Annotated in this window: 10 protein-coding genes; 9 read left to right on the top strand and 1 reads right to left on the bottom strand. The window is 38.9% G+C overall.

The window, feature by feature from the left end:
- Positions 1 to 346 precede the first annotated feature (346 nt).
- From P3L44_RS10630 to P3L44_RS10605, 6 genes are all read left to right on the top strand, one after another.
- Positions 347 to 1357, top strand: a complete 1011-nt coding sequence (locus tag P3L44_RS10630; protein WP_140172455.1) for an NAD(P)H-quinone oxidoreductase — start codon at positions 347 to 349, stop codon at positions 1355 to 1357.
- A gap of 404 nt (positions 1358 to 1761) precedes the next feature.
- A complete protein-coding gene (locus tag P3L44_RS10625; RefSeq protein WP_272662335.1) occupies positions 1762 to 3702 on the top strand; it encodes a pyridoxal phosphate-dependent decarboxylase family protein in 1941 nt (646 codons plus the stop codon).
- A gap of 20 nt (positions 3703 to 3722) precedes the next feature.
- Positions 3723 to 4931, top strand: coding sequence for a tyrosine transporter TyrP (tyrP, locus tag P3L44_RS10620; protein ID WP_140172456.1), 1209 nt, complete (start codon positions 3723 to 3725; stop codon positions 4929 to 4931).
- Positions 4932 to 5210: 279 nt separating this feature from the next.
- Positions 5211 to 5762 carry a PadR family transcriptional regulator gene (locus P3L44_RS10615; RefSeq protein ID WP_004254808.1) on the top strand — a complete coding sequence of 184 codons (552 nt, stop codon included), beginning with the start codon at positions 5211 to 5213 and terminating at the stop codon, positions 5760 to 5762.
- Positions 5755 to 5958, top strand: coding sequence for a hypothetical protein (locus P3L44_RS10610; RefSeq protein ID WP_004254804.1), 204 nt, complete (start codon positions 5755 to 5757; stop codon positions 5956 to 5958). Before P3L44_RS10615 ends, P3L44_RS10610 begins: the two co-directional genes overlap by 8 nt.
- Before the next feature lie 129 nt (positions 5959 to 6087).
- Positions 6088 to 7296: an IS256 family transposase gene (locus P3L44_RS10605; RefSeq protein WP_193834265.1), complete on the top strand. Its 1209-nt coding sequence runs from the start codon at positions 6088 to 6090 to the stop codon at positions 7294 to 7296.
- Positions 7297 to 7503: 207 nt separating this feature from the next.
- On the opposite strand, the gene P3L44_RS10600 is transcribed toward P3L44_RS10605, so the two are convergent.
- Positions 7504 to 9249 carry an ABC-F family ATP-binding cassette domain-containing protein gene (locus tag P3L44_RS10600; protein WP_272662404.1) on the bottom strand — a complete coding sequence of 582 codons (1746 nt, stop codon included), beginning with the start codon at positions 9247 to 9249 and terminating at the stop codon, positions 7504 to 7506.
- 413 nt (positions 9250 to 9662) lie between these two features.
- Here P3L44_RS10600 and P3L44_RS10595 point away from each other — a divergent pair, with 413 nt between their 5' ends.
- From P3L44_RS10595 to rbbA, 3 genes are all read left to right on the top strand, one after another.
- A complete protein-coding gene (locus P3L44_RS10595) occupies positions 9663 to 10139 on the top strand; it encodes a GNAT family N-acetyltransferase (protein ID WP_036957770.1) in 477 nt (158 codons plus the stop codon).
- 370 nt (positions 10140 to 10509) lie between these two features.
- On the top strand, positions 10510 to 11580 hold the full coding sequence (locus P3L44_RS10590) for an HlyD family secretion protein (protein ID WP_272662403.1): 1071 nt from the start codon (positions 10510 to 10512) through the stop codon (positions 11578 to 11580).
- Positions 11577 to 14333 carry a ribosome-associated ATPase/putative transporter RbbA gene (rbbA, locus tag P3L44_RS10585; protein ID WP_272662402.1) on the top strand — a complete coding sequence of 919 codons (2757 nt, stop codon included), beginning with the start codon at positions 11577 to 11579 and terminating at the stop codon, positions 14331 to 14333. Before P3L44_RS10590 ends, rbbA begins: the two co-directional genes overlap by 4 nt.
- The last annotated feature ends 4 nt before the right edge of the window (positions 14334 to 14337 follow it).

Here is a 14337-nt window from a genome sequence, read left to right as displayed (position 1 = left end):
TTAAAATTATTGATATGAGTCAATTTTAACATAAGATAATGCAACTAGTAAGTAGTAATGTATGACAGAATCGACTTAATAAACAAAAAAGCCAATCAGAAGGCATGTGAGAAATTAGTGAATTTAGATATTCATGCTAAATTAAAGAAGATTACTAAGTATATAATTTGATATAGATTAAATTTTAGCCTCTAAACGATAAAAAGATGACTTACATCATCATAGTAGTTACTACTCTAAACTGTCGTAATTAAGCACGAAATATTAAACTAATTAGCATTAATTTAACACAAAAATAAATTTAGGAATATCAATTTTTCAAATTAACCTCAAAAAGGAGAATATAATGGCACTTATCCAACAGTCTTTACCCACCTCGATGACAGTTGTAGACATTATAGAACCTGGTGGACCAGAAAAGCTGCGATTAATTGATATACCGTTACCTAGAATTTCTGCAGGGTATTTGCTCGTTAAGGTGGAAGCTGCGGGGGTTAATCGCCCTGATATTTTTCAGCGTAAGGGGTCTTATCCTCCACCGGCAGATGCTTCTCCGATTATGGGGCTTGAAATTGCAGGAACTATAGTTGCCAAGGCGGATGATGTAGAGGAATGGCAGCTCGGAGACAAAGTTTGTGGACTGGTTGCCGGGGGAGGTTATGCAGAATATTGTTTAGTGCATAAAAACATAGCCTTACCGTTAGGGAATTTATCTTTTATCGAGGGTGCAGCGATACCTGAAAACTTTTTCACTGTTTGGGCAAATGTTTTTCAAATAGGCAAACTTAAAAAAGACGAAACGGTACTTATTCACGGTGGAACATCGGGAATTGGTAGCGTGGCGATTATGTTAGCAAAAGCCTTTGGCGCAACAGTGATTACTACTGTTGGTTCAGAAGACAAAGTTCAAGTTGCAAAATCGTTAGGCGCAAATTGTGTTATTAACTACAGAAACGATGATTTTGTTGAAGCAACACTCAATTATACCTCTTCTCGAGGTGTTGATATGGTCGTAGATATTATCGGTGGTGATTATGTTGCGAAAAATTATCAAGTTGCTGCTAAATTTGGACGAATAATTCAAATTGGTATGATGAAAGGTAACCCTAAAGAGTTAAATATGATGCCTTTAATGGTAAAAAGATTAACTCATACGGGATCAACAATGCGTTCTCGAACTATTGAAGAAAAAGTTTTGATCGCACAAGAGCTCAAAGAACAAGTTTGGGGAATGTTACAAAAAGGTGAAATTAAACCTATTGTTAACAAGATCTACCCTTTAGCCCAAGTAAAAGACGCTCATGAGTATATGGAATCAGGTGACCTTACTGGTAAAATTATCCTAATAAACAATTGACTATAATTTTTTAATCTGGTTTTTATTGTTGTATTACGATATATTTATAATAGTAAAAACCAGTCTATTTATAACAAATAATTCACATAATCAAGTCTTTTTAGCGTAAATATCTCTTTACAGTTAACTAAATTTTGATTTTTTGTGCTCGTCCACAAATTAGAATGAAATTCCAATTGGTTTGTTAATAATTTAATAAAAATAGATTATATCTATAAACAAGTTGGCCATTAACGGTTTGTTTATCAATAAGTAATCCTTAAATGATATTTTTAAATGTATATCATTAATATATTGATATTTTTTATATAAACACAGCCCGTTATGCACTTTCCAATGATATTAAGTTAAGTGACTTAAATGCAACTAGCGGCTGCTAATTGCAGTTTGAAGGTGTAGTAATGATGAATAATTTTAAAAATGCAAAGATGAATGTAGATGCATTGTTTTTAGGCCCTAAATCTGAAAATGCTGTCTTTTTTAAAGAAATGATGGAATATTCAGTGAGTGAACACATGCATTGGCGCTCTAGCTATAATCCAGAAGACCCTGATCTTATCTCTACCGTTGACCGCTATGCCCCTGAATACCGAGATACGTTATATCGTACAGAAGGTATTCTTAATCAACTCTCTTCAAAATTAAAAACAACATCAGTTCCATGGTTCTCTCCACGTTATATGGGCCATATGAATGCAGATACGCTGATGATTTCTAATTTAGCTTATGTTATGGCGATGATGTACAACCCTAATAATTGTGCACAAGAATCTTCTCCGACGACAACCGTTTTAGAAATAGAGGCCGGATTAGATTTATGTGCCATGTTTGGTTATGACGTACAACATGCTTGGGGGCATATTACATCAGGTGGGACAGTAGCTAACTATGAAGGATTATGGGTGGCTAGAAATATTAAAACACTACCGTTGGCGGTTATGCAGCACCCAAAATCCCAATACTTGCTAAAGGGGAAAACCGAAAAAGAGTTGCTCAATCTTTCAGTATCTACAGTTCTAGACTTAATTGACGAATTAAAGAAACAGCAAATTTTTGAGGAAATTCGTGATTTAACCTGCCGTGGAGTTGGAGTAGAGCAAGGAAAACTTGGTAAGTTATTGGTTCCCCAGTCTAAACATTATTCATGGATGAAAGCGATGGATATCCTTGGTTTAGGCCAACAGAATATTGTGCAACTACCCGTTGATGCAAGTTATCGAACGGATGTGTGTAAAATGCGTGAAACCGTATTTGCATTGATTGAGCAAGAAGAGCCTATTTTAGCAGTCGTTGCCGTTATGGGAACCACAGAAACTGGCGCAATTGACAATGTCAAAGAAGTCATTGAGCTACGACGTGAATGTGAGCAACGTTTTGGTGTTTCTTTTTATGTGCATATCGATGCTGCTTATGCGGGATACGCTTGTGCGATGTTTCGTGATGAAGAAAATCAATTTATGGAGTATGAGAATTTAATCCAACGGTATCATAGTGAAGGAATTTTCCCTGAAAATATGGTGTGGCCAAAACGCGATGTGTATGAAAGTTTTAAAGCATTAAGCCAAGCTGATTCTATTACCGTTGACCCTCATAAAGTGGGGTTTATTTCGTATGCGGCGGGGGCAATTTGTATGAAAGATAAGCGGATTGTAGATTTGGTTTCTTACCATGCCGCTTATGTATTTGAAGAAGTGCAAGAAAAACAGCGTAAAGCAGAAAAAACGCAAAATGTATTACTTGGCTCTTCCATCATGGAAGGGTCAAAAGCGGGCGCAACCGCCGCAGCGGTATGGGCTGCACACCGCTTAGTCCCATTAAATGTTTTAGGGTATGGAAAAGTGATTGCCGCAGGGATCATCACCGCTAATTGGATGATTGACAAAATTAATCAATGTGAGCCTTTCATTATTGATGAGCGTCAATTTTCAATTATAGCGATGCCTACGCCTGATTTTCACATGATTAACTTTATGTTTCGTGAAATCGGAAACACCTCTTTAGAAAAGCAAAATCAGCTCAATAAGCGGCTATATGAATTATGCTCTTATGCAGCTGGTCGGAGTTATTCTAATGATTTTCTCACCTCATCAACTTCGCTAACTTATGACGAATATGGTGATAATCCATTGAATTTATGTCGAGATGCACAGTTCTCTGATAACGAATGGCATAAAGTGCGGTCAATTTATGTACTACGGGCAGCGATCATGACGCATTGCTTGCGTGATAGGGCACATTTTGAAACCTATTGGGCGGAGTTAAAAAATATATTTGAAGATAAACTGCAACAACTCATTAATGAAGAAAATAAGTCAAATCATTCCAATTATAAAATTAATATTTAATTGATTGTTAGGATCTCAATATGAAAAATCGCACACTTGGTAGTGTATTTATTGTTGCAGGTACTACGATTGGCGCAGGTATGTTAGCTATGCCTATCGCGGCTGCGGGTAATGGGTTTTTAGTTAGCTTGGCTATGTTATTAGTGTTATGGGCATTGATGTGTTACACAGCATTGCTTTTGGTCGAGGTTTATCAACATGAATCCCACGAAACGGGGATTGGTAGTGTTGCGCAGCGGTATTTAGGGTCTAGTGGCAAATTTATTACGGGTTTCAGTATGATGTTCCTTATGTATGCACTGACAGCGGCTTATGTCAGTGGTGCAGGGGAAATCATTACTTCAAATTTAAAAAGTAGTTTTGCCATTGAAATGGCCGATTGGATGGGAATTGTTGTATTTACCGTCATTGGCGGTGGCGTTGTATGTTTCGGGACTTCATCCGTAGATTTTATCAACCGTATTTTATTTGCTGCAAAAATTGTTTTCCTAGTCATTATATTGGCATTAATGATACCGCATGTTGAGCAACAAAATTTATTGGCTGCGCCAACTGAAAAAATTCTCATTTTATCTGCGATACCGGTATTTTTTACCTCATTTGGTTTTCATGGTAGCGTCCCAAGTATCGTTAAATACATGGGAGGGGATGTCAAAAAATTGCGGGTTATTTTTATCATCGGAAGTGCTATCCCATTGATTGCTTATATTTTATGGCAAATCGCAACCTTAGGGAGTATTGGTACAACCACGTTCGTTGGTATTTTGGCTGAAAACGCAGGGCTTAATGGACTATTAGATGCAATTAAGGATGTGGCTCAATCAGGAAAAACAGAGTTAATTGCACAAATGTTCATGAGCTTGGCTCTAGCGACATCTTTCCTTGGGGTTGCTTTAGGGTTATTTGACTTTTTAGCAGACTTATTTAAACGTCAAGATAATGCTTCAGGGCGTCTACAAACAGGTTTGCTCACCTTTGGACCACCGCTAGTTTTTGCTTTATTTTATCCTAAAGGGTTTGTGATGGCGTTAGGGTATGCCGCAATCGCACTTTCAATACTGGCTTTATTATTACCTAGTGCTATGGCATTTAAATCAAGAACATTAAACCAACGGAAATATCAAGTGTTAGGCGGTGGATTAGGTCTTTCATTAGTATTTATTTGTGGAATTATAGTCATTGGTGTTCAGTTAGGGATTGTTTTCAACATATTACCTAATATTGGGTAATTGCACTTCGCTTCTATAGCCAGCCAACATACCGACGGCTGGCTTTATCACTTCAAAAATAGGTTAATTTCATATCTATTGCCAACTTTACTCAGTTAGACAATTTACCGCACATTTTTTACTGTTGTGTCGACATTTAGTCGGTATAATCCATATAAGAATGATTATCATTAGCACGTTATGCACAAAAATAGATATATCTAAAGCTGGCATTTTCTGTAAAAGTAACTATCATATTAGATATATCGGTTTTTATATAAATAACCACTGAGAATTTTAATGGCAAATGAACAACAACTCGAGCCGTGTTTGTGCAACGGTAAAAGTGTCAGTCGTATGTTTAACCCTAAACAGTTAAGGATTTATATCCTACATTTACTGACAGGGGGAATTAATTACGGTTATGAGTTAATAAAAAAAATTGCAGAAGAAACGGCAGGTTTTTATTGCCCAAGCCCAGGTGTGATATATCCAACTTTGACGTTATTAGAGGAGTTAGGGTTTATTTCGGCGGGTAAAGATAATGGAAAAGGGCGTAAGTGTTATGTCATAACGCCAGAAGGTCGCTGTTTTTTATTACTCAAAGCTGAAATATTGGCAGAAGTTCAACTAAAATTAAAATATGCTCAGGAATTAAAAGCAGGTAATCAATTCGCTAATGAAATTGAATGCGCTGTAGATAAATTTAAGTCATTGTTGAGACACCAAATCGTGATACAACAGTTGACGAAAGAAGAGACAACAAGAGTCGTTGAGATCATTAACCGAGCAGTGGAACGTATTGAGCAAGTCAATGCAGTGTTAGTGGCAGAGGGAAAATCAAATGGCTAAAACGAATGATATTATACAAGCAAAAGAGCGTTTATATATGAAAGAGACAAGCAAAATACCACAGAGCAACGCCCCGGTTTCATCTGAAAATGAACCGTCTGTGAAGACGAATAAAGACGTTAAATTTAAAGAGGTTGTATGCCCTAATGTGCCAACTTCATATTTTAAGCGAGCAAAGAAACAAAAAATAAAATAACCAATTAGATAGTTTACAAAATCTTTATTCACTTAAAAGACATAAAGAATAAACCTTATGAGACTGTAATTTAAATTGTGTATTTGCCTACTTTTGATATGTTAACTCCAACTAAAAAGTAGGCAGATTATGGACGAGAAAAAACTTAAAGCACTTGCGGCTGAGTTCGCAAAAGGAATTAAAACCGAAGCTGATCTCAATCAGTTCACTCGGATGCTCACTAAACTCACCGTTGAAACCGCGTTAAATGCGGAGCTAACTGAGCATTTAGGACATGAGAAAAATGCGCCTAAATCAGGCTCTAACTCACGAAATGGCTACTCATCTAAAACACTGTTAACCGATGATGGTGAATTTGAGTTAAACACACCACGCGACCGTGAAGGCAGCTTTGAGCCCCAGCTAATCAAGAAAAATCAAACACGTATCACTCAAATGGATAGTCAAATCCTCTCTCTTTACGCCAAGGGCATGACAACCCGTGAAATCGTAGCCACATTCAAAGAAATGTACGATGCGGATGTCTCACCCACATTGATTTCAAAAGTCACTGATGCGGTTAAAGAGCAAGTTCAGGAGTGGCAAAATCGGCCCTTAGAATCACTCTATCCTATTGTTTACCTTGATTGTATTGTCGTTAAGGTGCGTCACGATGGCAGCGTCATCAATAAATCGGTTTTTCTTGCTTTAGCCATCAACACCGAAGGACATAAAGAACTCTTAGGGATGTGGATGGCTGAAAATGAGGGCGCTAAATTTTGGTTATCGGTTTTAACGGAGCTGAAAAATCGAGGTGTTCAAGATATCCTGATTGCGTGTGTTGATGGCTTAAAAGGCTTTCCAGACGCCATCAATAGTGTATATCCGCAAACTCAAATCCAGTTATGTATCATACACATGGTACGAAATAGCCTGAAATATGTGTCATGGAAGGATTACAAGGCAGTCACCGCTGGGCTAAAAACGGTGTATCGTGCCGCCACAGAGGCCTCCGCCCTGATAGCACTTGAAAAGTTCGCCCTTATTTGGGATGAAAAATACCCACAAATCAGTAAAAGTTGGTATGCGCATTGGGAGAATTTAAATACGTTTTTTGCTTACCCCGATGATATCCGCAAAGCGATTTACACGACAAATGCGATTGAATCACTCAATAGTGTTATTCGTCATGCCATTAAGAAGCGAAAAGTATTCCCAACTGATGATTCGGTCAGAAAAGTGGTTTATCTCGCCATCGAATCAGCCTCTAAAAAATGGAGTATGCCAATTCAAAACTGGAAACAGGCGATGAGTCGTTTTATTATTGAGTTTGGTGACCGCCTAGACGGTCACATTTAATGAAAGGCAAATACACAGAATTATTTACAGGGTCAACCTTATTTATTTTCTTATTGATGAACAACGCGACTCAGTCTTCTATTATTCCATCAATAAGGTAAATTTTAGGGTGCATATAATTATTTTGTAAACTTTAGCTATGATCCTATATCAATATATAACTTCATAAAAAATCCCCTGATCACTTAACGTAACCAGGGGTATCGGTTACAAGCCCAATTTAGCGTGTATTTGGGCTATTTCGTTGATCCACTGCTGCTGTAATTGCGGTTTTTGGTGGCTTAATTTGCGTTTTTGATCCGCAAGTAGCTTTTGCTCCAATATCAGCAATGTTTCTAACAACTCATCTTCATAAGTAGTTTCCTTACTGAGAATTTCAATCGTTGATTTAGAAGGGCCATTTTCCCCAAGCGTAGACGTTAACACTTGCTGGGATTGCTGCTCGATTTTATGATAAATATCATCAGCATTAAGGTATTCCTCTAGCCGATTATCATCGATAAACCAGAAGCGTTGGCAGCTATTTTCAATGAGCCATTTATCATGGCTTACAACCAATAATGCCCCAGAAAATAAGCTAATTTGCTCACAAAGCGCTTCCTTGCCTTCTAGATCAAGGTGATTGGTAGGTTCGTCCAATAAAATCAACTCATACTGAGCTAAACTTAAACCAATAAACAATAATCTAGAGCGTTCACCACCGCTCAGTGTTGCCACTTTCTGTTGGTGACGATTATAGGCAAACCCCGCTCCAATCAATGCCATTTTTCGTTGTTCATCGGTTAAAGGTGAAAAATGACGTAGTGCATCTAATAGGCTATCATTATCATTTAACTGCTCTAATTGTTGGTCATAATAACCAGCACGAATTGCTGGATGAAACTTCAATTGTGAGCTATAGCGTAAATTTTGTTGATAATGTTGCCAAAGTAGACGTAATAGTGTTGATTTACCACAGCCATTGGCTCCCATGATAGCGATACGATCACCACTTTTCACTTGATGAAATGCCGTTTTAAATAACTGATTTCCATTCGGTGTTGAAACAACGGTGTTTTCCAACTCTAAAACTCTATCTGCAGGAATAGCTTTGCCATTTAAAGCAAGCTTCCATTGATAGCCTTCAGTTAGCTCAGTTTGGGCATCTTTAAGACGGTCAATATGTTTTTCCATCTGTTTAGCTTTGCGTGATAAGGCTTCATTGTCATACACATGCCCCCAAATCGCTAAACGCTTGGCACTTGATGCAATACGGTCAATTTCTTTTTGCTCTGCTTGATTACGGCGTGCATCAGTGATGTCTTTTTCACTTAATGCTTGCCGTGCTGCACTGCAAGGTAACCGATAAAAATGTAATGATTTATCTCGTAAAATCCAAGTACAGTTACTGACTTTATCTAATAACGATTGGTCATGGGAAATTAGCACAAAACTCCCTTTCCATGACTGTAAGAAATTACCTAACCAAATAAGTGTGGGCAAATCTAAATGATTACTAGGTTCATCGAGTAACAGTAAATCGGGTTGTTCAATTAAAGCACGCCCCAGCAGCAAACGTGTATGTTGTCCTCCACTGATTGCATTCGCTTTTTGTTCCCATTGTTCAGGTGTAAAACCTAATTCTGATAATAAAACTTCAGCCCGCCAGCGCTCAGTGGCTTTATCTTGTTCAGGGAGTTTTTGAACAAGTGCATCAATCAGAGTCAAACAAGCGATTTTATCGGGTAAATGTTGTTCAATATAAGCAGTAACACAATGATTTGCATAGGTAATACTGCCACTATTAGGAAACAGTTGTTGGGTTATTAGCTTCAATAATGTACTTTTTCCACTCCCGTTATGGCCAATTAAACCAATGCGGTCACCTTGTTGAATGGTAAAAGAAATATCGCTTAATAAGGTAGAGGTTGAAGTATCGTAATTTAATGATTTTACAGTTAATAAAGTGCTCATAGCTTACTCAAATTTTAGGCATAAAAATGCCAGGGCATAGTCGTCACGACAACCCAGTAAGCTGAGGGAAGATTTTCTTTAGTGGCTTCGCTCAGGCAGGGTTATCGCAGTATAAAACTGTGAAAGCCTGAGCTCTGGCGATTACCAAAGAAGTGTGAATATTCAATAAGATCACACAACAACATAAATTAGCCTCCTTAATATTCATTTAGTTAATCGATGAGAGAATTATAGCTAATATGTTATTTAACCAACAAGGTCCGAAAATGCGCTCTCTGATTATTATGGGAAAAAGCATATACAGGTATAAATGTTACTTATATCATGCGCGAAGAAATGAATAATATTGCTGTGAATTGGGTTCTTGCTATGTAGCGTTTAAAATCATGATTCAAAAAACAAGAGAGCCCCAAATGAACGTAGAAATAAAACCCGCAACATGTGATGACGCTGCTTTGATCTTAGATATGATCATTGAATTGGCAGATTATGAAAAAGCACGTCACGAAGTTAAAGCCACGGTAGCTGATATTGAAAATTCCTTATTTGGAGCGAATTCAAGCACAGAAGCCTTAATCTGTTATGTGGATGGTCAGCCAGCAGGGTATGCCGTATTTTTTACGAGTTATTCAACATGGTTAGGGAATAATGGTATTTATTTAGAAGATTTGTATGTCTCCCCAGATTTTCGTGGCGCGGGTGCAGGAAAGAAGTTACTCAAGCATATTGCAGTGTTAGCCGTAGAACGAAAGTGCCAACGGCTGGAATGGAGTGTTTTAGATTGGAACCAGCCAGCAATTGATTTTTATAAAAGTATTGGCGCAGAACCGCAAGATGAATGGGTTCGTTACCGAATGGATGAAAAAGTGATTGCTGCATTCGCAAGCTAATATTTATTCATATTCAAACATCGTTGAATAAAGCCAGTAAATTAAGTTACTGGCTTTATTTTTTTATTTTGAATTAAATATGTACAATTAATGCCTTATCCTGATTTTTGTGAGTTTATTCTGTTTTTTTGTGACATAAGGCAACTAAACTTAAACCAAATGTTGATAAAATGCCATTAAATTAAATAGATAGCCAATTTAATGGTAGTGCTAACACTTACTTGGCCAAGTTTTAAATAAAAATAATATTTTTAGTTTTAAGGGTATTTATTTCGTATAGAGACAGTTATGTCATTTTATTAATAATCACCAGGTTAATAATCAAAATAATTGTTGTTCCTTGTTTTCTCATTTAATGGAAAGGGATGGTATGAAAATAAATAAACAAAAAGTATCTTTTTACATCATTTTAATATTAATTATTGTTGCGGGTGGTTTCTATTACTGGAATGTTAATTCAGGTGGTCTACCCGCTGGATTCGCTCAAAGTAACGGCCGTATAGAAGCAACAGAAATTGATATTGCCACTAAGACGGCAGGACGTATTGAAACGATTAATGTAAAAGAAGGGGATTTTGTTAAAGAAGGGCAAGAACTTGCTCGCATGGATACGCGAGCACTCCAAGAGCAACTCCATGAAGTACAGGCACAATTACGCCAAGCCATCAGTGCAGTGACCACTGCCGAGTCTGCTTTAGCGCAACGTAAAAGCGAAAAAGTTGCAGCCCAGGCTGTTGTTCGTCAACGTGAAGCGGAGTTAGACGCAGCGCAAAAACGGTTAAATCGTTCTAGAGCTTTGGTGAGAACCAACGCCGTATCTCAGCAACAAGTCGATGATGATACAGCACAGATGCAAGGCTCTCGTGCAGCACTGGAAGCGTCAAAAGCTCAAGTTGCCGCCGCGACATCAGCCATTGATTCTGCAAGCGCTGGTATAGTCCAAGCGAAAAACCGTGTTGATGCAGCGACAGCAACGGAACGCCGTATTATTGCGGACTTAGATGACAGTATTCTAAAAGCGCCAAGAAACGGGCGTATTCAATATCGTGTTGCTGAGCCTGGAGAGGTACTTGGCGCTGGCGGACGAGTCTTGAACATGGTCGATTTAAGTGATGTGTATATGACATTTTTCTTACCGACTGAAGATGCAGGAAAAGTTGCCTTAGACAGTGATGTTCACATTATACTTGACGCTGCACCAAATATCGTGATCCCAGCCAAAACCACTTTCGTGGCGAGTGTTGCTCAATTCACACCGAAAACCGTAGAAACACAAAATGAACGCCTAAAATTAATGTTCAGAGTGCGTGCACGAATTTCGCCTGAATTATTAGAGCAACATCTAGAATATGTGAAAACAGGGCTGCCCGGAAAAGCTTATGTGCGTTTAGACCCTAATGAATCTTGGCCTGCTGAATTAGAGGTGAGATTACCACAATGACCAATAAACTGATGGATGATGTGATTATCGATATACAACATGTCAGCCAACATTATGGTGACAATTGTGCGTTGGATGACATTGTACTTTCCATCCCAGCAAGAAAAATGGTTGGGTTGATTGGCCCTGATGGTGTAGGAAAATCAAGCCTGATCTCCCTGATTGCAGGGGCAAGAGTGATTCAACAAGGCCAAATAACGGTACTTGATGGTGATATGAGTGATATTGAGCATCGTAGAGCTGTTTGCCCTCGCATCGCCTACATGCCGCAAGGTTTAGGGAAGAACCTCTACCATACGTTATCTGTTTATGAAAACGTCGACTTTTTTGGCCGCTTATTTGGCCAATCAAAAGCTGAGCGTGAATATCGGATTCAGGATTTGCTTGAAAGTACAGGGCTTGCGCCATTTAAAGACCGTCCAGCAGGCAAGTTATCAGGAGGGATGAAACAAAAGCTTGGGTTATGCTGTGCGCTAATTCATGATCCCGATTTATTAATTTTGGATGAACCTACTACAGGGGTTGACCCGTTATCTCGTGCGCAATTTTGGGATTTAATTGACCGCATTCGTTTGCGACAAACCAATATGAGCGTTTTGGTCGCAACGGCTTATATGGAAGAGGCCGAACGCTTTGATTGGTTAGTGGCAATGGATGATGGCAAGGTGCTCGCTACAGGTCATGCATCTGAATTAAAAGCCCAAACTCAATGTGATGATCTTGAAGCTGCGTTTATTGAATTACTACCTGAAGAAAAACGCAGCGGCCACAAAAAAGTCGTGATCCCTCCACGTGATACCACAGAAGACAATATTATTGCTATTGAAGCCCAAGACCTAACTATGCGTTTTGGTAACTTCGTCGCTGTTGACCATGTGAATTTTAAGATCCCAAAAGGAGAGATTTTTGGTTTCTTAGGGTCTAATGGCTGTGGTAAATCAACCACTATGAAAATGTTGACGGGTTTATTACAAGCCAGTGAAGGGCAAGCATGGCTATTTGGTCAAGAAATAGATCCGAAAGATATCGAAACACGTAAGCGTGTCGGCTATATGTCACAAGCATTTTCACTATATAGTGAATTGAGTGTTGAGCAGAACCTTGTGCTTCATGCCAAGCTTTTTCATATATCTGAGGATAAAATCCCTCAGCGAGTTGACGAAATGTGCCAGCGTTTTGAACTTGATGATGTGCGAGACGTAATGCCTGACGATTTACCTTTGGGGATCCGGCAAAGATTATCTTTAGCTGTCGCCGTTATTCATGAACCTGAAATGTTAATCCTCGATGAGCCAACTTCGGGAGTAGACCCCGTTGCCAGAGATATGTTCTGGAATTTGATGGTCGATCTATCAAGACGTGACGGTGTCACAATTTTTATTTCTACGCACTTTATGAATGAAGCAGAGCGCTGTGACCGCATTTCACTCATGCATGCAGGTAAAGTCTTAGATTGTGATACCCCTGTTAACTTGACCAAGAAAAGAGGGCTTGGCACGCTTGAAGAAACCTTTATCGCCTATTTACAGGATGCTGTGGGGGATGCAGGACAAGGACAAGAGACCGCGCCAGAGTTCCACGTTGACCCTGAACTAAAAGAACAAGCGACTGAAGCATTGAAAAAACGTTTTAGTTTGCGTCGGTTATTTAGCTATTCCATACGGGAAGGCATGGAGTTACGTCGTGACCCTGTACGTTCAACACTGGCATTATTAGGAACGGTAATTCTTATGTTTATCATGGGTTACGGTATTAGCATGGATGTCGAAAATTTACGTTTTTCCGTACTAGATCGCGACCAAACGGGGTTAAGTCAAGGATATACGCTGAACTTAGCAGGTTCACGTTACTTTATCGAACAGCCTCCAATCAAGGATTATGATGATTTAGAGGCTGGTATGCGTAGCGGTAAGATTACCGTTGCGATTGAAATTCCGCCTAACTTCGCAAGGGACGTTGCACGCGGCAATAACGTTAAAATTGGCGTGTGGATTGATGGTGCGATGCCAAACCGCGCTGAAACTGTGCGTGGTTATGTACAAGCGATGCATTTAGCATGGCTGAGCACGATGGCTGCGCGCCAACCAGCTGGCGTTGCAGGGATACCGGCTATCGACATTGAGACTCGATATCGTTATAACCCAGATGTTCGTAGCTTGCCGGCAATTGTTCCCGCGGTTATTCCATTATTATTAATGATGATCCCAGCTATGCTGAGCGCGTTGAGTGTTGTTCGGGAAAAAGAGCTCGGTTCAATTATCAACCTTTATGTTACTCCGATCACCAAATTAGAGTTTTTACTTGGAAAACAGCTCCCTTATATTTTATTGGGTATGTTTAACTTTGTGCTACTTTGTATATTATCGGTATATATATTTGGTGTTGAATTTAAAGGCAGTTTTCTGACGTTAACGTTGGCTGCATTTTTGTATATCAGTATTGCAACAGGCATGGGGTTATTAATTTCATGCTTTATGAAAAGCCAAATTGCGGCAATTTTTGGTACTTCTATCATTACATTGATACCCGCAACTCAATTTTCAGGAATGATTGACCCTGTCTCATCATTGGAAGGTATTGGCCGCTGGGTTGGGATGGTCTATCCAACATCACATTTTTTGACTATCACACGAGGAACTTTCTCTAAGGGATTAAATTTATTCGATTTACAGTCATCATTTATCCCATTACTGATCACCATACCTTTGGTTATTGGGCTAAGTGTTCTATTCCTGAAAAAGCAGGAGGCATAGCGAT

Source organism: Providencia sp. PROV175 (assembly GCF_032707045.1).
In the GTDB taxonomy this organism is placed as follows: domain Bacteria; phylum Pseudomonadota; class Gammaproteobacteria; order Enterobacterales; family Enterobacteriaceae; genus Providencia; species Providencia hangzhouensis.
Note: the sequence above shows the minus strand (reverse complement) of the source record. Positions and strands in the feature narration are given on the sequence as shown.

Bases quoted from the DNA above. Each gene is read 5' to 3' on its own strand.
- P3L44_RS10630 (WP_140172455.1), top strand. From the start codon at position 347: ATGGCACTTATCCAACAGTCTTTACCCACCTCGATGACAGTTGTAGAC.
- P3L44_RS10625 (WP_272662335.1), top strand. From the start codon at position 1,762: ATGAATAATTTTAAAAATGCAAAGATGAATGTAGATGCATTGTTTTTA.
- tyrP (WP_140172456.1), top strand. From the start codon at position 3,723: ATGAAAAATCGCACACTTGGTAGTGTATTTATTGTTGCAGGTACTACG.
- P3L44_RS10615 (WP_004254808.1), top strand. From the start codon at position 5,211: ATGGCAAATGAACAACAACTCGAGCCGTGTTTGTGCAACGGTAAAAGT.
- P3L44_RS10610 (WP_004254804.1), top strand. From the start codon at position 5,755: ATGGCTAAAACGAATGATATTATACAAGCAAAAGAGCGTTTATATATG.
- P3L44_RS10605 (WP_193834265.1), top strand. From the start codon at position 6,088: ATGGACGAGAAAAAACTTAAAGCACTTGCGGCTGAGTTCGCAAAAGGA.
- P3L44_RS10600 (WP_272662404.1), bottom strand. From the start codon at position 9,249: ATGAGCACTTTATTAACTGTAAAATCATTAAATTACGATACTTCAACC.
- P3L44_RS10595 (WP_036957770.1), top strand. From the start codon at position 9,663: ATGAACGTAGAAATAAAACCCGCAACATGTGATGACGCTGCTTTGATC.
- P3L44_RS10590 (WP_272662403.1), top strand. From the start codon at position 10,510: ATGAAAATAAATAAACAAAAAGTATCTTTTTACATCATTTTAATATTA.
- rbbA (WP_272662402.1), top strand. From the start codon at position 11,577: ATGACCAATAAACTGATGGATGATGTGATTATCGATATACAACATGTC.